This window comes from Streptomyces sp. NPDC005485, from assembly GCF_040606085.1.
Lineage (GTDB): Bacteria > Actinomycetota > Actinomycetes > Streptomycetales > Streptomycetaceae > Streptomyces.
This window is the reverse complement of sequence record NZ_JBEXDZ010000032.1, coordinates 52,669-69,456: the sequence shown is the minus strand read 5'-3', so window position 1 is coordinate 69,456 and position 16,788 is coordinate 52,669. Positions and strand designations below refer to the sequence as shown.

The following is a 16,788-nucleotide window of genomic DNA, read 5'->3' as shown; positions in this document are numbered from 1 at the left end:
CGGCCGAAGCCCCAAGTACGTCCAGTACGAGGGCCTTCGTCCGGCACGCCGAGGGCACGCACCGGACACCGCGGGCACCGCACAGGACTTTCAAACACCCCCTAGTACTCCAGCCGGAGACGTGATCTTGCTGGTGGGGTGAACCGAAGCGCGAGAGGTGTCACCAGGCCGGCGTGTTGTCACAAGGACTGTCGGCCCCTGTAAGCGGTCAGGCGGTGAGTGCCGTGCGCAGGGTGGTGGCCATCAGGTCGATGGCTTCCTTCCCGGCCGGTACCGGGCCGGTGTGGGTGAAGTAGTGGTCGACACCCTCGAAGCAACGGTGGGTGACCGGAACGCCGGCAGCTTCCAGGGCCTTGGCGTACGCATCGCCCTCGTCGCGCAGGCGGTCGTTCTCCGCGGTGATGACCAGGGCGGGCGGCAGTCCGGCGAGGTCGTCGGCCAGTCCGGGCGACACCAGCGGATGGGCGAGGTCGGCGCGATCAGGGACGTAGGCGGCGGTGAAGACCCGCATGAGCTGAGGGGTGAGCAGGGGCTTGGCGATGAGTGACTGCTTGGTGGCCGGGTCGGCGACCTGGTCGAGCGGTGCCGAGTCGATGATCTGGAGGCGGGGCGAGAAGGTGCCGCGGTCGCGAGCAGTGCGGCAGACCGCGGCGGTCAGGTTGGCCCCGGCGCTGTGTCCGCCCACGGCGAGTCGCGAACCGTCCCAGTTGTTGGCGGTGCCGTTCTCGGCCACCCAGGCGGCGACGTCGTACGCCTGGGTGACGGGTACGGGGTACGGCCGCTGCGGGGCGACGGCGTAGTCCACGTTGATCACCACGCAGCCGGCCGTGGCGGCTATGTAGCGGCAGATGTGGTCGTCTTGCTGGGGGCGGGCGATCACGAACCCGCCGCCGTGGAAGTTGACGTACACGGGGGCAGGGGCTGCGGCGGCGGCCGACGGGCGGTAGACGGTGCACGTCACCGGTCCGGCGCCGGTCTCCACCCGGATGGATTCCGTGCGCTTCTGGATGTCGGTGAAGCGCAGATCCTTGTGCACGCGGCTCATCATTCGGCCGAGCAACAGCTGGACCGCTCTGGCCTGGATTCTGGGCCTGAATGACATGACTGGACCCCATCGCTACAAACTTAAAGTATCAGGATTCCTGATAATGGAGGCTCGTCGCTGATCACGCAAGGGGCAACCACGAGCCGACTGCAAGGGGATGGCGCTCCAGTCGTGGCGCCCCGGAGTCGTACACCGTGACGGCGTAGCTCTTGGTGCCCTCGGGGGCTCCGCTCCAGGGCAGTTGCGGGGAGACGTCCTTGCCGCCGGGCACGCCGAGGGCGCCGGAGTGCTACTCGGCGCGCCAGGCGGCGCCCCCGGCGACGGTGGTGCTGGTGACGGTGAAGGCAGACGCCTCCGGAGGCGGGCGAAGGGGTCGTTGGCAGCTGCAGGAAGCGGATCGTCACGTTGCGGCCGGTGGCGGATGCCTCATGGTCGTCAGCCTGGGGTAGCGGCGGTCACGTGCGGCGCGACAGTAGGCAACTGTGGGTCAGATAGTCGGCTTTGGCGAAGCTCGCGTCAGGCGTGGGAGGAAACGAACCGGCGGTACGTCGAGGTTCTGGTGGGTGCGTCAGTGGGGGACAACGATCGGATCCGGCGCGCAGCGATCGGACACGCGGCGGCCTTCACCACATGGCGCTCACTGTGCCGGGAACAAGGACTCGAAGACAGTGAGGCAGTCGAGGCCATGGTCGCGCTGGTCGAGGCGGTGAGCGCAGAAGCCTGAATCAGCACTCGGAGATGAGCACGTACGCGCAGCCCGGACGGTCCGGGGCGGCATGTGACTGTGAGGGAGGCGAGCACGAGGCCGGTCGGTTGAGCGAGAGGCCGGGGATGTCGCAGCGTCTCGAGTCCATGGTCATCCGCCGCACGCGCCGCATTCCCCTTCCCGCAGAGGGCGTTGGAGTCGGTAGCCCGCCGGGTCCTTCGGAGACGGCAGCGGGGCGGCGCGGCAGCCGGACGGTGCGTCGGCGGACGGTCTCGGGGTGCCAGCGGCTGCCGTGCTCGGGCGGGAGCCCCTCGGTCGCGTGCAGCGGTGTCGGCCATCACAACCAGGGCATGTCACCCCGGAATGTGGAGATCTCCTACGGCCGTTAAGCCTTTCTTGCGCTGTTCTGCTCGCGGACGGCGTCGAACATGGAGGTGAAGGCGGGGCTCTCGGCGAGGCTGCCCAGCAGGGCGTGCAGCGAGTGCTGTTCAGTGCTGCCCAGGTCGGTGAGGATTTCGCTGTCGAGGCCGACGAGTGTGCGGTTGAGGTCGGCCAGGACCTTGCGCCCGTCGTCGGTGATGTCGACGGCGTAGCGGCGCCGGTCCTGCGGATCGCGTGTCCGCTCGGCGTATCCGGCCCGCTCCAGGTCGTCGAGACTCGTCACCATCGTCGCCGGGTCGATGCGCAGGAACGAGCCGAGCGCCAGTTGCGGCATGGCCCCGTTGTCCGCCAGGGCCTGCAGCACGCTGTAGTGGCGCACGCGCAGGCCGGTCCCGCTGATGCCGTCTTCGGCGATCCTGAACGCCACCTGCCCGAGTTTGACCAGCAGGCAGATGGTGTGTTCGGCCACTGTCCCCGGTACCAGCGGAGTCTCGGACATCGTTTAACCCGCCCATGGTTAGCCCTGCGTATCGTCTGGGTCCATCGTACGAGACGGCCTGGGGTGGCCGAACCGGGGCAGGAATCCCGGTGTGCAGAAGCGGTGCTCGCGGGCAGGGTATGCGTAGGGCTTTCAGCCGACGATGGTCCGGCCGAAGATCTGCCGGGCGATGACCCACTTCTGGATCTCGTTGGTCCCCTCGTATATCTCGCCGATCTTGCTGTCCCGGTAGATCGCCTCGACGGGACCGGGACTGCCGTCGGCACCCAGCTCGCGCGCGAAGCCGAGGCCTCCGAAAGCCTGGACGGCGTCGCGTGCCATGTCCACCGACAGCTTGGTGGCGTAGTACTTCGCCATCGCGGCCTCGGGTTCCGGGGACGGGTTGCCGGCGTCCAGGCGCAGAGCGGCCTTGGTGACGAGAGTGCGAGCGTTGTCGATCTCGGTGGCCCGCTCGGCGAGCAGGAACTGCCAGTGCTGGTTGGCGGCCACCGGCTTGCCGAAGGCGTGTCGCGTGGACAGGTGGGCCACGGTGTGGTCGAAGGCGGCCTGCGCCATGCCGACCCCGGCGGCCGCGATGCCGATCCGGCCGTAGGTCAGTGTCGACAGTGCGTGGCGCAGTCCGTGTCCCTCGGCGCCGCCGAGGAGGTCGTTGTCGGACAGGTGTACGTCCGTGAAGCGGATGTCCGCGGTGAGCTGGCCGCGGTTGCCCATCTTGCGGTCGGCGAGGCCTACTTCCACACCCGGGAGCGCTGTGTCGACGATGAACATGCTCAGCCGCTCGCCGGTGCGGGCGAGCACCACGACGAACCCGGCCACGGGCGAGTTGGAGATCCACCGCTTGTGGCCGTTCAGCACCCAGCCGGCCCCGGTGCGTTCGGCCTCGGTCCGGACGGCCTGCGGAGACAGGTCGCTGGAGGCGTCCGGCTCGGTGGTGGCGAACGCACCGACCACCGAGCCCTGTGCGACCTTGGGCAGCCAGCGCTGCTGCTGCTCCTCGGTGCCCTGCCGTAGGGCGTTGCCCGCCAGGATGCAGTGCACGTCGAAGACGGCCGCGACGCTGCTGGAGTAGTAGGCCAGTTCCTCGATCGCCGCGGCGGTGGCGGTGGCCGGGTGGATCAGACCGTCGCCGCCGACCTCGCCGGGGAAGGGGATCCGGAAGACCCCCGCCGATGCGAGCGCGTCGAACACCTGCCGGGGGAAGCCGTCCGTGCGCTCGTCGCCGTTCGCGATCGTCGCGGCGTGCGGAGCCACTTCCTGCTCCGCGATCCGGCGCACGGCGGCGCGTACGGACTGGGTCTCTTTGGGGGCGAGGAGCTCGTGGTAGAGCCGGTCGCTCTGGCGTACGGGAGTGGAAGTCATACGTGGACGATATCATTCGCACTGCATATGATTAGTTGCTCGATTGATTTTGGAGGTTCGACCATGACACGAACGCTGGCCGGCAAGACCGTCCTGATGTCGGGAGGCAGCCGCGGCATCGGACTCGCCATCGCCCAGCGCGCCGCCCGCGACGGTGCGAACGTGGTGATGCTCGCCAAGACCGCCGTACCGCACCCCAAGCTCGAAGGCACCGTCCACACCGCGGTCGACGAGGTCGAGCGCGCGGGCGGCAAGGGGCTGGCCGTCGTCGGTGACGTCCGCAGCGAGGACGACGTACGCACCGCCGTCAACGCCGCGGTCACTGCCTTCGGCGGCATCGACATCGTGGTGAACAACGCCAGCGCGATCGACCTGTCGTCGTCGGAGCAACTGGAGATGAAGCGCTACGACCTGATGCAGGACATCAACACACGTGGCACGTTCCTGCTGAGCAAGGCCGCGATCCCGCACCTGCGCGAGGCGGACAACCCGCACATCCTCACCCTCTCCCCGCCGCTGAACCTCGCGCCGCACTGGATGGGCAAGCACCTCGGCTACACGCTGTCGAAGTACGGCATGAGTCTGTGCACCCTCGGGCTCGCCGAGGAGTTCGCCGCCGACGGCATTGCCGCCAACTCGCTGTGGCCGCGCACCCTGATCGACACTGCGGCCGTGCGCAACGTGGTCGGCGGCGCCCAACAAGCCCGTAGCCCGCAGATCATGGCTGACGCCGCCTACGCCGTTCTCACGCGTGACGCGCGCAAGTGCACCGCCAACCTGTTCATCGACGACGAGGTCCTGCTCGACGAAGGCGTCACTGACCTGTCCGTCTACAGCCCTGCCGGCTTCGAGGGCGATCTCGCGCTCGACATATTCGTCGATCCGGCCTGACCCCGCTCGGTTTCGACGCGGGGGCAGGCCTCATCCCTCTCGAGCGCGGTGCTCCACGACGAGCGGTCGCTGTTTCACGACACGGTCGCCGCCGATACAGACCTCCGGTGGCTTGGCGCAGATCCGGCGAAGAGCGACCGAAGGCGGGCAGGACCCATCATCATCGCGGACGGCGAGGGCGGCTGCCCTGGTGAGAGTGCGGTCAGGCGGCGAAGGAGGCGAGCAGTTCGTTGTAGCGCTTGGCGGCGGTGGCCAGGTCCTCGTCGGAGAGGCCGAAAGCCGTGCCGTACAGCTTGACCATCGGCTGGATGTCGAACTGGCACAGCCGCAGGGTGGCGTGCCAGTTGCTGAGAAGTGTCTCGATGGTGGCCTGGTTCGAGCCTTCGGGGGTGTAGTGCTCGGCGGGGACGCCGGCGGTGACGGCGACGACGGCCTTCTTGCCGGCCAGCTGCGAGGCGGAGCCGTCCGTAGTGAAGGCCCAGCCGAGGGTGAAGACCTTGTCCTGCCACTGCTTGAAAAGAGGGGTGGTGTTGTACCAGAACACCGGGTGCTGGAAGACGATCACCTCGTGTTCGGCCAGCAGTGCCTGCTCGGCGGCGGCGTCGATCTGGAAGTCGGGGTAGGTGGCGTAGAGGTCGTGCACGGTGACATGGGCCAGCTCGCGGACGGCGTCCACCAGGGCCTTGTTGGCCTTCGACTGGGACAGGTCGGGGTGACCGACGACAAGGAGAACCTTGGACATGATGAGAAAACCTCTTCAGTTTCAGTGATCAGTGAAACGGGTGAACGGTGGCGGGTCGGTCGGGTGCGACGGGTCAGCACGTAGCGGGGGTGTCAGATCACCGGTCGATGGTGGCCATGTTGGCCTCGTCGTGGCGGTCGCCCGCGGCCGGTGTGAGGTTGTTGAGGCGGTCGAGCTGAGCGGGGCTGAGTTCGATGCCGTCGGCGGCGGTGTTCTCTTCGACGCGCGTGACCCGCCGGGTTCCGGGGATGGGGGCGATGTCGTCGCCGCGGGTCAGTAGCCACGCCAGCGCGGTCTGGGCCGGGGTGGCGCCGATCTCGGCGCCGATGGCCTGTACTTCGTCGACGATGCGCAGGTTGCGCTGGAAGTTCTCGCCGGTGAAGCGCGGGTTGGTCTTGCGCCAGTCGTCGTCGGCGAAGTCGTCGACGGTGCGGATCTGCCCGGTCAGCAGGCCGTGGCCGAGCGGTGAGTAGGGCACGAACCCGATGCCCAACTCGCGCAGCAGCGGGAGGATTTCGGCCTCGACGTCGCGGGTCCACAGCGAGTATTCGGTCTGCAGCGCGGACACCGGATGCACGGCGTGTGCCCGGCGGATCGTCTCAGGTCCGGCCTCGGAGAGGCCGATGTGGCGCACCTTGCCTTCGGTGACCAGCTCGGCCAGCGCGCCGACGGTCTCCTCGATGGGGGTGTTCGGGTCGACGCGGTGCTGGTAGTAGAGGTCGATGTGGTCGGTGCCGAGCCGCAGGAGCGAGCCTTCGACCGCGGTCCTCACGTTGTGGGCGCTGCTGTCGATGACGCCGGGGCCGCCGCCGGCGTGGGAGACGAGACCGAACTTCGTCGCCACGACGACGTCGTCACGGCGGCCCTTGATGGCCTTGCCGACGACTTCCTCGCTGTGGAAGGGGCCGTAGGTCTCGGCGGTGTCGATGTGGGTGACTCCGAGATCCAGCGCCCGGTGGATGGCGCGGATCGACTCGGCGTCATCGAGGCCCCCGCCCGTGGTGTAGGTGCCGGCCATGGTCATGGCTCCCAGCCCGATGCGGGAGACGTCGAGCCCGCCCAGTGATACGTGCTTCATCAGGTACTCCTTGTCGTGACGGCCGTCAGGCCGGTCGGTGGTCGTGCGAAGGGGGTGCGCCACCAGTTGGCGGACCGTGCTGGGGTGATCCGCGCGCTGTCGGCGCGGGCGCCGTTGCCCGGGGGTGGCTCAGCGCTGTCGGTGCGCCCGGCGGCTGCCGGCCTCGGCCGGGGCATGGTGCTCAGGCATGGGTGTTGTCATAGGTCAGGCCTTCGAGGACATCGAGGCCGCGGTCGTCCTGTGGCATGCCTTCGTCCAGGTAGGCCGGGCACGCACTTGGGGACCACCGGGCATGCCGGCCGGCCGCTGTCAGGTCGGGTCCGACGCGGGTGTTGCCAGGGCCGGGCGGCAGGGGAATCGGCCGGCTGAACCGGCTGCGGCGGGTCAGTGCTCGTGGGCCGCCGACTCCAGAACAAGGACGGGGATCTCGCGGTCCGTGTTCTGCTGGTACGTGGCGTAGTCGGGGAACGCCTCGACGGCTCGGGCCCACCACAGGGCCTTCTCGTCGCCTGTGACTTCGCGTGCCAGCATGTCCTGGCGCACCGGGCCGTCCTGTAGCTCGACCCGGGGGTCGGCCACCGCGTTGTGGTACCAGACCGGGTGGGTGGGGGCTCCCGCCATGGAGGCGATGACGGCGTAGGAGCCGGCGTGCTCCACCCGCATGACCGGGGACTTGCGGATCTTGCCGCTCTTCGCGCCCAGGGTCGTCAGGATGACGACGGGCAGGTCCCGGAGCCTCTCGTCTTGTTCCCGTGCGACCAGGACACTCAGCGTGGTTCCCTGCGTTCCGCCGGAGCTTTCGTACAGCTCCACCTGGTCACGTACAAACTGTGCCTTGCTCGGCTCGTACTCGCCTTTGAGGGGCATGTTGACTCTCTCCGTGCTGTCGAAACGCACCGGCCGGCATGCGGGGCGTGGTGCTCAGGCGTGGGCGACGTCGTAGGCCAGGCGGCCGCCCAGCTCGCGGGAGGCCTCGGCCTGGGCGAGGAGCTCCTTCGCCTTGGCCTCGGCAGCCTCGATGGCGTCCGTACCGGCGACGAATCGCAGCAGTGGCTTCTCCTGCTGGGCGATGGTCAGCAGGGCGCGGGCGAGCTTGGCGGGGTCGCCGGGCTGCTTGCCGTTCATGCTCTTCATGCCCTCGATCCTCGGGGCGGTGCGCGGGGCGTAGTCGTCGATGGACAGCTCAGGCCAGTTGGTGGAGCCGTCCACGAGGAGTTCGGTGCGGAAGTAGCCGGGCTCCACGATCGTGGTGTGGATGTTGTACGGCTCGACGTCGTAGCGCAGGGACTCCATCCAGCCCTCTTCCGCGAACTTGGAGGCGGCATAGGCGGAGGTGAACTCCATGCCGACCAGCCCGGCGGTGGAAGTGATGGTGATGATGTGGCCGGCGCGCTGCTTGCGCAGGATGGGCAGGACGGCGCGGGTGACATTCATCGGGCCGAAGAGGTTGGTCTCGAACTGCCGGCGCATCTGCGCGGGCGAGATCTCCTCGAAGTAGCCGGTGAAGAGGTTCCCGGCGTTGTTGATCAGGACATCGATGCGGCCGAAACGGTCGACGGCTGCCTGCGCGGCGGCCTCGGCGTCCTGCAGGCTGGTGACGTCGAGCCTGGTGACCAGCAGGTTGTCCTGCGGTCCGCCGAGAGTCTTCTCGACCTCTTCGGGGCGGCGGCCGGTGGCGACGACCTGGTGGCCGGCGGTGAGGGCCTCGCGGACGAGGTCCGTGCCCAGACCGCGTCCGGCACCGGTGACGAGAATGACCTTGCTCATGGGGGGGGGTTTCCTTTCAGGCGCCGTGATCCGGCACCCGCTGTGTGCGGGGGTGATGCCTGTAGCGCGGACAGCGCCGCAGAGGGGGCTGGGACCGGCGGCACGAGTGCTGTCCGTCGGGACGGTTCACACCGCCGTGGGCGGTGCACCACCAACAAAACCGGCTGTCACGCGGGGGTGGGAGTCTCTGATGAGGGGGTCACTGACAGGGACCCCCAACCCGGCGGATGCGCTCGTAGAGTGAAACGCATGGCAGGCAGAAACGACCCCAACGGCACGAACCGCGACATCCGCGATGATTTCCGCGCGGAGATCCGTGAATTCCTCGGCACGCGACGGGCCAAGGTCACCCCTGAGCAGGCCGGACTGCCCCTGTACGGCGGAGAGCGCCGACGGGTCACCGGGCTACGCCGCGAGGAGGTCGCCCTCCTCGCGGGCATCTCCAGCGAGTACTACACCCGACTGGAGCGCGGCAACGCCACCGGTGTCTCCGAGAGCGTCATCGAAGGCATCGCGCAAGCACTGAAGCTCGACGAGGCCGAACGCATCCACCTGCTCGACCTCCTGCGCGGCGCCGGCACGACCCGCCCGCCACGCCGTCGCCCCACTCAGCAGCGCGTACGGCCCGCGGTGCAGCGCGTCCTCGACTCCATGGCCGGCACACCCGCGTTCATCCTCAGCGGACGCGGGGACATCCTGGCCGCCAACCACCTCGGGCGCGCCTTGTTCTCCCCTGTCTATGCCGACCCGGTACGGCCGCCGAACAACGCCCGGTTCGTCTTTCTCAGCCCGCACGCGACCGAGTTCTTCCGTCACTGGGACGAAGTCGCCAATGACACGGTCGCCATGCTGCGCGCCGAGGCCGGCCGCGATCTCTACGATCGACGGCTGACGGACCTGATCGGGGAACTGTCCACCCGCAGCGAGGAATTCCGTCACCGCTGGGCGGCCCACAACGTCCGGATGCACACCACCGGCGTGAAGCTCCTCCACCACCCGGTCGTCGGCGACCTCGACCTGCCCTTCGAAACCTTCCCGCTCCCCGGCGGCCCCAGCCAGTTCCTCCTCACCTACACCGCCGAGCCCCACTCACCCTCGCAGGACGCCCTGAACCTGCTGGCCAGCTGGGCCGCGACCAACGACGACTTCGAGCGGTCCGCGCCGGCCGACGACTCCCAGCCCGCCGACACGGGCGACACACCCGACTGACCGACGAGCCAGGCCAGTTGATCTGCGGGAACTGGTGCGGAGTAACGGCGGAACTCCGCCACCCATACATCGAGACCAGGAACGGCACAGCCGTCTACGCGAGAGTGCTGGGGTGACAGCGCGTGCGGTTCGAGCACCTTGCCTGGCACACGTCAGGAGGTAGCCCTCAGCGTGCTGTGCCGATGCCTGCGGCGGAGTTGCTCGACGGCTTCGGCGGTCTCACTGTCCGAGGGGAGGAAGACGGTCAACTGCTGTGCTTTCGCTCGACCACCCAGCAAGTCTTGCCCAGGCCCGAGCCTCGTCGGCCTGCGCGATGGGGAGCGACGCGGGCGGTTCGGCGGACGGGCCCGGCTCGGCATACCCGCGACTGCGGGCGACTGGCCGTCCGTGGCCGAGCAGCTCTCGCAAGGGCTGGTGTCCGGAAGTGAATGTCGGGGAGCCCGACCGGGGAGCGTGGTCGTCTACCTCTGAGGAACCCTGGGCCGGCGAGCGGATGACCACGCCGCGCGGGCCAGGCGGATCGGCCCATACCTCTGTGTCGTGAGGCGGTAGGAGCCGGGCATCGCTTCCGTCCCCGGTCCAGCGATGGTGAGGGTGGGTCAGATACCCGCGAGGAACTCCCGGACCACGGTGGCGAAGCCGTCGGGGTCGGCCTGTTGGACGAAGTGGTCGGTGTCCAGGGAGCGGTAGGTCGTGTCGGGGCGTTTGGAGCACATGGCCTGGGCCTGCTCGGCGGGCAGGACCTGGCTGCGCTGCCCGTGGATCAGGAGCGCCGGGCAGTCGGTGGCGAGCCATTGCTTCCAGTGGTTGCCGTGGACGAGGTTCTCGGAGGCGACGGTGTCCTGCGGGTGGAAGGGCAGCCGCCAGCCGGAGCCGCCGGGCAGGGGGCGCAGCAGGGGGCCGAGGGCGGCGGCCAGGGGTCCGCAGGAGGCGGCCAGTTCCTCGCGGGTGGGTGCGGTGTAAGGGAAGTTGAGGACGAAGGCGAGGGGGCTGGTGCCGCGGTCGGGGAGGTCGACGGCAGTGTCGACGCTGATCAGGGCCTCGACCAGTTCTGGGCGTTCGGCGGCCAGGTGGAAGGCGTTGAACGCGCCGAGGGAGTGGCCCAGGAAGACCGCACGGTCGATGCCGAGGTGGTCGAGGAGGGCGAGGAGGTCGGTGATGTAGCCGGCGCGGGTGTATTCGGGGGCGCGGTCCGAGTCGCCGTGGCCGCGCTGGTCGGGGGCGATCACCCGCCACTCGGGTCCGAGGGCGGCAGCGAGGGCGGTGAAGGAGGCCCCCTCGGAGAGGTGGCCGTGCAGAGTCACCAGGGGGCGGCCGGTTCCGCCGAAGTCGAGGTACGACAGGGTGCGGCCGTCGATGGCCAGGGCGGCGCGGGTGGGCTGGACGGTCATGGTGGTGCAACTCCCTTTGATTCGGGGTGTCTGGGTGATGGTCCTTTTGCACGCACCGTCCGGATGAGCGCCTTGGTGGCAAGGTGGGGCGGAAGCCCACGCACCACCGGGGGCGTGGGCTCAACCGTCAGGCGCGGGCGGAGGCGAAGGCGCGCAGGTCGTCGTTGAGGCGGTCCGCGTGGGTCGCGAACAGTCCGTGTCCCGCGTCCTCGTACACGTGCAGCTCCGCCCCCGGGATCAGGTCCGCTGTGCGGCGGCCCGTGAGGGCCAGAGGCGCGGAGGCGTCGTCCGACCCATGGATGACGAGGACCGGGCAATCGATCTTCACCAGCTCCGGGACGAGGTTCAGGGAGGGCAGGATGTCCCCAAGGGCGTTGGCGGCGCGCGCCGTTGCCCCGTGGCAGCGGTCCACCATGTACGCCACGTACGCGTCCGACACCTGCGGACCGGGCAGATGGCGGGCGAAGAACGCGTTGGCGCCGTCGGCGAAGAACTTTGCCCGGTCCTGCCGGAAGGTCTCGTTGAATCCGCGAATCAGTTCCGGGTCCAGTCCCTGCGGGTGGTCCGTGGAGCGGGCCGGCCCCGGGGCGATTCCGCCGACGAGGGCCACGCGCGCCACCCGGTCGGTACCGCGAAGGGTCAGGTAGCGGATCACCTCGACCGTGCCGAGCGAATGCCCGGTCAAGGTGACGTCGCGCAGGTCCAGGTGATCGAGCAGTGAGCCCAGATCCCGGGCGAGGGTGTCGAGGTCGAAGCCGTCCCAGACGTCCTCGGACCTGCCGTGTCCTCTGCGGTCGAAGCCCACGCAGCGGAAGCCTTCGGCCGCCAGCGGCAACATCTGGTACTCCCACATCTCGGTACCGAAGTAGGAGCCGTTGACGAAGACGATGACGGGGCCGTTCGAGGGGCCGTAGTCGACGAAGTGGAGGCGGGTGCGGTCGGTGGCGGACTCGAAGTACGGCATGGCGGGGTTCCTTCGGGGGGTGTCTGTCACGGGCTGTCCGGCACGGCGATCCTTTACGGATGCAGTTCCAGGGTGATGTGCGGGGACAGTGCGCGTAGGAAGTCGGGGGCGTCGAACATCTGGCCCGCGGAGGCGACGCCGACCGCGTGGGTGCGGCCGCTGAGGACGCGGTCGAGGGCTTCCACGACGAGGGGCGCGGTAACGGCGTAGATGTCCTGCCCGCGTGCGACGGCGCGTCGTTCGGTGCCGCCCGAGCGTACGACGGCGTCGATGAGGAAGGTCTGGTCGGACCGGCCGCTCTCGTCGGCCGCGGCCGGCGCGGGCGTGTCGGGCGACACGACGTCGCGGGCCGCCTCGGCCGTCATGTACGTGGTCACGTCCGGGATGGACAGATGGCTGGGGATGGTCACCACGTCGGCCATGGTGAACTCCCCGATCACCTGACGTGATCCCATCGGCTCGGGGAAGGACCATTCCAGGGCGGGCGGGGCATCGGTGCGGTGCTCCCACTGGCCGCCGGTGTAGCGAAGGCGGTAGTCGCCGCGCCGTTCCCGGGAGACCGCGCCGGACAGGCGCGTGCCGGCGGTGGGGTGCCAGTGGCTCAGTCCGTAGGCGACGTGCGCCGAGTCGGCCTCGCTCCAGTCGCCCATCGCCGCTGTGGCCAGCAGGTCGCCCAGACCGCCGAAGAAGGCCATCGCCGGGACGATGAGCGCTCCTGCCTCGCGCGCCTGGTCGGCGAAGTGCGCGAAGGTGTCGAGGTTGGCCTCGATCTCGGCCGCGACGTCCAGATACGCAATCCCGACCCGCAAGGCGGCCTCGATGACAGGGGCCGTCGTGGACGCGAACGGCCCGGCACAGTTGATCACGGCAGACGTACCGGCCAGGGCGCGGTCGAGTGAGGCCGGGTCGCCGGCCGACGCCACACGAGCGTCCAGGCCGGCCTCGTGCGCCAGCGCCTTCAGCTTGTCGGCGTCACGGCCGCTCAGCACAGGGACGTACCCGCGCTTGAGCAGCTCCGCCACGACGAACCGGCCGGTGTGCCCGTACGCGCCGAAAACCGCCACCTGCTGGCCCGACCTCATGAGTTGCTCCCTGCTCCCGGCTGATCCGCGGTTGCTCCGCTGTGATCCGTTACGGACATCCTGACGAGGAACAGCACCTGCCACGAGCGTCTGGAACGACACGCGCCATACACTTTCGGACATGCCTACCGTCGCACTGGCCGTCACCGACGGCATGCTGCATTTCGAACTGTCCCTGGCCATCGAAGTGTTCGGCTCGGACCTGACCCACATCGTGAACCCCTGGTACGACTTCTCCCTCTGCGGACCGGGCGCCGTGCGGATCGACCGCTACCGCCTGGAGATGGACCACGGACTCGACCACCTTGCGCACGCCGACACCGTGATCGTCCCCGGCTGGGCAGACACGGATGTGGACCCGCCCGCGGAGCTCCTCGACGCGGTGCGCGCGGCCCACGCGGCGGGCGCACGCATGGTCTCCCTGTGCACAGGAGCATTCGTCCTGGCCGCCGCCGGCCTGCTGAACGGCAAACGCGCCACCACGCACTGGGGGCACACCGGGAAACTCGCCCGACGACATCCCAACATCACGGTCGACCCGGACGTCCTCTACGTCGACAACGGCGACGTGCTCACCTCCGCCGGCAAAGCCGCCGCCATGGACCTGTGCCTACACCTCGTCCGCCTCGACCACGGCTCGGCGAACGCCAACAAGATCGCCCGCCGACTGGTCGTTCCACCACACCGCGACGGCGGGCAGGCCCAGTTCATCTCCACCCCCGTACCCGAACCCGGCAACCACCCCCTCGCCGAGCTCTTCCCCTGGATCCTCCAACGCCTGAACGAGCCGCTCACTGTGGAAGACCTGGCCCGACAGGCACAGATGAGCTCGCGCCACCTGGGCCGCCACTTCAAATCACTCACCGGCACCACGCCACTGCAGTGGCTCCACGCCCAACGCATCCGCCACGCCCAGGAACTCCTGGAGACCACCGACGACACCATCGACACCATCGCCACCACCACCGGCATGGGCACCTCCACCACCCTGCGCCGACACTTCCACCGGACCGTCGGCGTTCCCCCGGACACCTACCGCCGCACCTTCCGCTCCCACGCCCATCCCGGACCCGGACCCGAACGCGACAACAGCAGGTGACACCACCCGGCCCGGGATACGGGAGCAGCAGCACGCGCCAAGCCCGCAAGCACATCCCTGCGGTACGGCGCTCAGAGGCCTTCCCCCAGTGATGAGGCCGTCGCGCGGTACCGGCAAACGGGAGGACGACGCCAACGGCGGTATGCCGGCGCGCGAGCACGTCGAGCGACTCCCGGACGGCCGCGAGCACCAGACCGGCGTGTGGATCGCCCCGGCGGGAAGGTTGGAAGAGCCTCACGCACTCCTTTTCAGACCGTGTGCTAACTGGTGAGGCGGATGTTGACCCGGGCATGGGGCGGGAACGTGAAGGTGGATCGTGCTGGACGGGTCGTGAGAGATGGGGGACCGGCATCCAGCCGTCGTGCCTCCAGGGAGCGGACGACCACAGTCACGAAGCGGCTGACCAAGGCGGCGGCCCTGTGCACATCCGCGTCCGCCCACAGCCGTACGACCAGTGAGGGCAGCGCGCGGTACCTGTCGTCCTTGCAGTAGATGATCCGGGTCTTGGCCGGGTGCAGTTGCCCGGCGTCCTTCCCTCCCCGCGGACCCTCCCCAGACTCCGTGCCACTCGGCACGGAACAGCCGTGGCTCGACGTGCCGGTCGGTGAGCGCCGGTCGCCGGATTTGGGTGGGCGGTTACTCCGTCAGCGCGCCCATTGCCTGATCGAGCAGGTCAGCGAGGGGAACAGCGCCCTCGCCGGCCACCCACCCTCTCGCGGCCGCGTCCAGGCAGGCGAGGGCGGCTGCGACCAGCGCGGTCGGTCTGGGATCCTCGGGCGGGCCCGGACTGGCCTCCAGTCGCCTGGCGATCTCCGGCACCATCTGGTCCTGCCACTTCGACTGCTTCTCGAAGTGCCGGGCGCGCAGTGACGGCGTCTGCTGCAGCAGGCGCAGAAAGCTCAGCGTCTGCTCGGGTGCTTCCTCGTTCACCTGCACCAGGACGTCGAACGCCCGGCGCAGCGCCACCCAGGGCCGCTCCTCGGCGGGGCGGGCGGCGAGCGCTTCCGCGACGTGCCGGCCATCGCCCTCCAGACCGCCCAGCACGATGTCTTCCTTTGTCCCGAAGTACCGGAAGAGGCTGGCGCGCGACAGTCCCGCTTCGGCGGCGATCTGGTCGGCGGTCGTGCGGTCGAAGCCCTGAGAGGTGAAGAGCCGGAGCGCCACTTCTGTCACTTCCGCCCGGACCGTTGCCCGCATGCGTTCACGCAGACCGGGCGGCTTCGGCGGGGTGTGGTTGGCGGTGCTGGCGGAGTCGGTCATACGAGAAACACTACCGCCAAGACTCAACTTGAGACTTGGTCTCAATGACGCGTCCCGCCCGCACGCAACAACCGGACATCGAATCATCTTGAGACTTAGTCTCAAATAGATGTAGAGTCTCTCGGTGGAGGTTGCATTTCGATCGGAGTGCTGCGAACCGGCAGCCCGCCCGACTCCCGCCTGCCTCTCTCACCCGACCCCTTCTTGAGGAAAGCTGCTATGACTACCGCGTTCGACCCGATCGACCTGAGCGGCAAGACGCTCGCCAACCGCATCGCCATGGCTCCGATGACCCGCAGCCGCGCCGACGCTCCCGCAGCCACGGCGACGGACCTGATGGCCACCTATTACGCCCAGCGTGCGAGCGCCGGCCTGATCATCACCGAGGGCATCCAGCCTTCGGTGGCCGGCCAGGGCTACACCAACACCCCCGGCCTGCACTCCGCCCAGCAGGTCGACGCCTGGCGGAAGGTGACCGACGCCGTCCACGCCCAGGGCGGCACGATCTTCGCGCAGCTGATGCACACCGGCCGGATCAGCCACCCCAGCCTGCTGCCCGACGGCCTCATCCCCGTCGCCCCCTCCGCCGTCGCGGCGACGGGCCAGGTGTTCACGTACCAGGGCCCCCAGGACTACGTCACGCCCAAGGAACTGGACCAGGACGACATCGCCCAGACGGTCGCCGACTACGCCGACGCCGCGCGCAACGCGATCGCCGCTGGCTTCGACGGCGTGGAGATCCATGGGGCGAACGGCTACCTGATACACCAGTTCCTCGCCCCCAACACCAATCTGCGCACCGACAGTTGGGGAGGCGGGGCCGCGGACCGGGTCCGCTTCGGTATCGCGGTCGCCACGGCTGTCGCGGAGGCGATCGGTGGCCACCGGACCGGTTTCCGCATCTCTCCCGGCAACCCCTACAACGACATCGCCGAGACCGACCCGGCGGACGTGCTGGAGACCTACACCACCCTGATCGCCCATCTCGCCCGGCTGGACCTCGCCTACCTGCACCTGCTCGAGAGCCCGGACCGCGACCTGACTGCCCGGCTGCGCAAGGACTGGCCGACGGCGTTCATCCTCAACCCCTTCACCCACCCCGAGCCCACCGGCCCCGGCGCTGTCGCTCACATCGAGGACGGCACCGCGGACATCATCGCCTTCGGCGCGCTGTTCCTGGCCAACCCGGACCTGCCCGCCCGCCTCGCAGCCGGCGGCCCTTACAACGCCCCCGATGCGGCCACTTTCTACGGCGGCGACCAAAGGGGCTACACCGACTACCCGGCGCTGCACGCCGACAGGGCGTGACCTGCAA

The 16,788-nt window shown here is 69.1% G+C and carries 15 protein-coding genes and 2 pseudogenes; 5 read left to right on the top strand and 12 right to left on the bottom strand.

Annotation, left to right across the window (positions count from 1 at the left end; all coding sequences use genetic code 11):
- Positions 1 to 208: 208 nt before the first annotated feature.
- The 4 genes and pseudogenes from ABZS97_RS13995 to ABZS97_RS13980 all read right to left on the bottom strand — a co-directional run bounded on the left by ABZS97_RS13995 (position 209) and on the right by ABZS97_RS13980 (position 3,990).
- Positions 209 to 1,045: an alpha/beta hydrolase gene (locus ABZS97_RS13995; protein WP_356137214.1), complete on the bottom strand. Its 837-nt coding sequence runs from the start codon at positions 1,043 to 1,045 to the stop codon at positions 209 to 211.
- A 184-nt stretch (positions 1,046 to 1,229) separates the two neighbouring features.
- Positions 1,230 to 1,468 (bottom strand): annotated as a pseudogene (locus ABZS97_RS13990) (hypothetical protein); the annotation flags it as partial.
- Positions 1,469 to 2,136: 668 nt separating this feature from the next.
- A complete protein-coding gene (locus tag ABZS97_RS13985; RefSeq protein WP_356137212.1) occupies positions 2,137 to 2,631 on the bottom strand; it encodes a MarR family winged helix-turn-helix transcriptional regulator in 495 nt (164 codons plus the stop codon).
- Positions 2,632 to 2,763: 132 nt separating this feature from the next.
- The gene (locus ABZS97_RS13980; RefSeq protein ID WP_356137210.1) at positions 2,764 to 3,990 is read right to left on the bottom strand and encodes an acyl-CoA dehydrogenase family protein; all 1,227 of its coding nucleotides are present in this window, start codon (positions 3,988 to 3,990) and stop codon (positions 2,764 to 2,766) included.
- Between the two features lie 63 nt (positions 3,991 to 4,053).
- On the opposite strand from ABZS97_RS13980, the gene ABZS97_RS13975 reads away from it, so the two are divergent.
- Positions 4,054 to 4,881, top strand: a complete 828-nt coding sequence (locus ABZS97_RS13975) for an NAD(P)-dependent oxidoreductase (RefSeq protein WP_356137208.1) — start codon at positions 4,054 to 4,056, stop codon at positions 4,879 to 4,881.
- A gap of 202 nt (positions 4,882 to 5,083) precedes the next feature.
- Here the strand turns inward: ABZS97_RS13975 and ABZS97_RS13970 are convergent, their stop codons facing one another.
- From ABZS97_RS13970 to ABZS97_RS13955, 4 genes are all read right to left on the bottom strand, one after another.
- On the bottom strand, positions 5,084 to 5,623 hold the full coding sequence (locus tag ABZS97_RS13970; protein ID WP_356137206.1) for an NAD(P)H-dependent oxidoreductase: 540 nt from the start codon (positions 5,621 to 5,623) through the stop codon (positions 5,084 to 5,086).
- A gap of 97 nt (positions 5,624 to 5,720) precedes the next feature.
- A complete protein-coding gene (locus ABZS97_RS13965) occupies positions 5,721 to 6,701 on the bottom strand; it encodes an aldo/keto reductase (RefSeq protein ID WP_356137204.1) in 981 nt (326 codons plus the stop codon).
- Positions 6,702 to 7,085: 384 nt separating this feature from the next.
- Positions 7,086 to 7,568: a nitroreductase family deazaflavin-dependent oxidoreductase gene (locus ABZS97_RS13960; RefSeq protein WP_356137202.1), complete on the bottom strand. Its 483-nt coding sequence runs from the start codon at positions 7,566 to 7,568 to the stop codon at positions 7,086 to 7,088.
- Between the two features lie 54 nt (positions 7,569 to 7,622).
- Positions 7,623 to 8,468, bottom strand: a complete 846-nt coding sequence (locus tag ABZS97_RS13955) for an SDR family oxidoreductase (protein WP_356137200.1) — start codon at positions 8,466 to 8,468, stop codon at positions 7,623 to 7,625.
- Between the two features lie 249 nt (positions 8,469 to 8,717).
- On the opposite strand from ABZS97_RS13955, the gene ABZS97_RS13950 reads away from it, so the two are divergent.
- Both ABZS97_RS13950 and ABZS97_RS13945 read left to right on the top strand, forming a co-directional pair.
- A complete protein-coding gene (locus ABZS97_RS13950) occupies positions 8,718 to 9,677 on the top strand; it encodes a helix-turn-helix transcriptional regulator (protein WP_356137198.1) in 960 nt (319 codons plus the stop codon).
- A gap of 297 nt (positions 9,678 to 9,974) precedes the next feature.
- Positions 9,975 to 10,145: pseudogene (locus tag ABZS97_RS13945) on the top strand (DUF4192 domain-containing protein); the annotation flags it as partial.
- A gap of 131 nt (positions 10,146 to 10,276) precedes the next feature.
- On the opposite strand, the gene ABZS97_RS13940 reads toward ABZS97_RS13945, so the two are convergent.
- From ABZS97_RS13940 to ABZS97_RS13930, 3 genes are all read right to left on the bottom strand, one after another.
- Positions 10,277 to 11,068, bottom strand: a complete 792-nt coding sequence (locus tag ABZS97_RS13940; protein ID WP_356137196.1) for an alpha/beta hydrolase — start codon at positions 11,066 to 11,068, stop codon at positions 10,277 to 10,279.
- A 127-nt stretch (positions 11,069 to 11,195) separates the two neighbouring features.
- Positions 11,196 to 12,032: an alpha/beta hydrolase gene (locus ABZS97_RS13935; protein ID WP_356137194.1), complete on the bottom strand. Its 837-nt coding sequence runs from the start codon at positions 12,030 to 12,032 to the stop codon at positions 11,196 to 11,198.
- Between the two features lie 53 nt (positions 12,033 to 12,085).
- The gene (locus tag ABZS97_RS13930) at positions 12,086 to 13,114 is read right to left on the bottom strand and encodes a saccharopine dehydrogenase NADP-binding domain-containing protein (RefSeq protein WP_356137192.1); all 1,029 of its coding nucleotides are present in this window, start codon (positions 13,112 to 13,114) and stop codon (positions 12,086 to 12,088) included.
- Positions 13,115 to 13,235: 121 nt separating this feature from the next.
- Here ABZS97_RS13930 and ABZS97_RS13925 point away from each other — a divergent pair, with 121 nt between their 5' ends.
- Positions 13,236 to 14,213 carry a helix-turn-helix domain-containing protein gene (locus ABZS97_RS13925; RefSeq protein WP_356137190.1) on the top strand — a complete coding sequence of 326 codons (978 nt, stop codon included), beginning with the start codon at positions 13,236 to 13,238 and terminating at the stop codon, positions 14,211 to 14,213.
- A gap of 636 nt (positions 14,214 to 14,849) precedes the next feature.
- Here ABZS97_RS13925 and ABZS97_RS13920 read toward each other — a convergent pair.
- The gene (locus ABZS97_RS13920; protein WP_356137188.1) at positions 14,850 to 15,473 is read right to left on the bottom strand and encodes a TetR family transcriptional regulator; all 624 of its coding nucleotides are present in this window, start codon (positions 15,471 to 15,473) and stop codon (positions 14,850 to 14,852) included.
- Between the two features lie 219 nt (positions 15,474 to 15,692).
- Between ABZS97_RS13920 and ABZS97_RS13915 the strand changes: the two genes are divergently transcribed.
- Positions 15,693 to 16,781 (top strand): alkene reductase, encoded by a 1,089-nt coding sequence (locus ABZS97_RS13915; protein WP_356137187.1) that lies wholly within the window; start codon positions 15,693 to 15,695, stop codon positions 16,779 to 16,781.
- The last annotated feature ends 7 nt before the right edge of the window (positions 16,782 to 16,788 follow it).

Excerpts from the sequence above, each read along its gene's own strand:
- ABZS97_RS13935 (WP_356137194.1), bottom strand. The coding sequence starts at position 12,032 with ATGCCGTACTTCGAGTCCGCCACCGACCGCACCCGCCTCCACTTCGTC.
- ABZS97_RS13995 (WP_356137214.1), bottom strand. The coding sequence starts at position 1,045 with ATGAGCCGCGTGCACAAGGATCTGCGCTTCACCGACATCCAGAAGCGC.
- ABZS97_RS13985 (WP_356137212.1), bottom strand. The coding sequence starts at position 2,631 with ATGTCCGAGACTCCGCTGGTACCGGGGACAGTGGCCGAACACACCATC.
- ABZS97_RS13955 (WP_356137200.1), bottom strand. The coding sequence starts at position 8,468 with ATGAGCAAGGTCATTCTCGTCACCGGTGCCGGACGCGGTCTGGGCACG.
- ABZS97_RS13915 (WP_356137187.1), top strand. The coding sequence starts at position 15,693 with ATGACTACCGCGTTCGACCCGATCGACCTGAGCGGCAAGACGCTCGCC.
- ABZS97_RS13980 (WP_356137210.1), bottom strand. The coding sequence starts at position 3,990 with ATGACTTCCACTCCCGTACGCCAGAGCGACCGGCTCTACCACGAGCTC.
- ABZS97_RS13930 (WP_356137192.1), bottom strand. The coding sequence starts at position 13,114 with ATGAGGTCGGGCCAGCAGGTGGCGGTTTTCGGCGCGTACGGGCACACC.
- ABZS97_RS13965 (WP_356137204.1), bottom strand. The coding sequence starts at position 6,701 with ATGAAGCACGTATCACTGGGCGGGCTCGACGTCTCCCGCATCGGGCTG.
- ABZS97_RS13950 (WP_356137198.1), top strand. The coding sequence starts at position 8,718 with ATGGCAGGCAGAAACGACCCCAACGGCACGAACCGCGACATCCGCGAT.
- ABZS97_RS13925 (WP_356137190.1), top strand. The coding sequence starts at position 13,236 with ATGCCTACCGTCGCACTGGCCGTCACCGACGGCATGCTGCATTTCGAA.
- ABZS97_RS13940 (WP_356137196.1), bottom strand. The coding sequence starts at position 11,068 with ATGACCGTCCAGCCCACCCGCGCCGCCCTGGCCATCGACGGCCGCACC.
- ABZS97_RS13920 (WP_356137188.1), bottom strand. The coding sequence starts at position 15,473 with ATGACCGACTCCGCCAGCACCGCCAACCACACCCCGCCGAAGCCGCCC.
- ABZS97_RS13970 (WP_356137206.1), bottom strand. The coding sequence starts at position 5,623 with ATGTCCAAGGTTCTCCTTGTCGTCGGTCACCCCGACCTGTCCCAGTCG.
- ABZS97_RS13975 (WP_356137208.1), top strand. The coding sequence starts at position 4,054 with ATGACACGAACGCTGGCCGGCAAGACCGTCCTGATGTCGGGAGGCAGC.
- ABZS97_RS13960 (WP_356137202.1), bottom strand. The coding sequence starts at position 7,568 with ATGCCCCTCAAAGGCGAGTACGAGCCGAGCAAGGCACAGTTTGTACGT.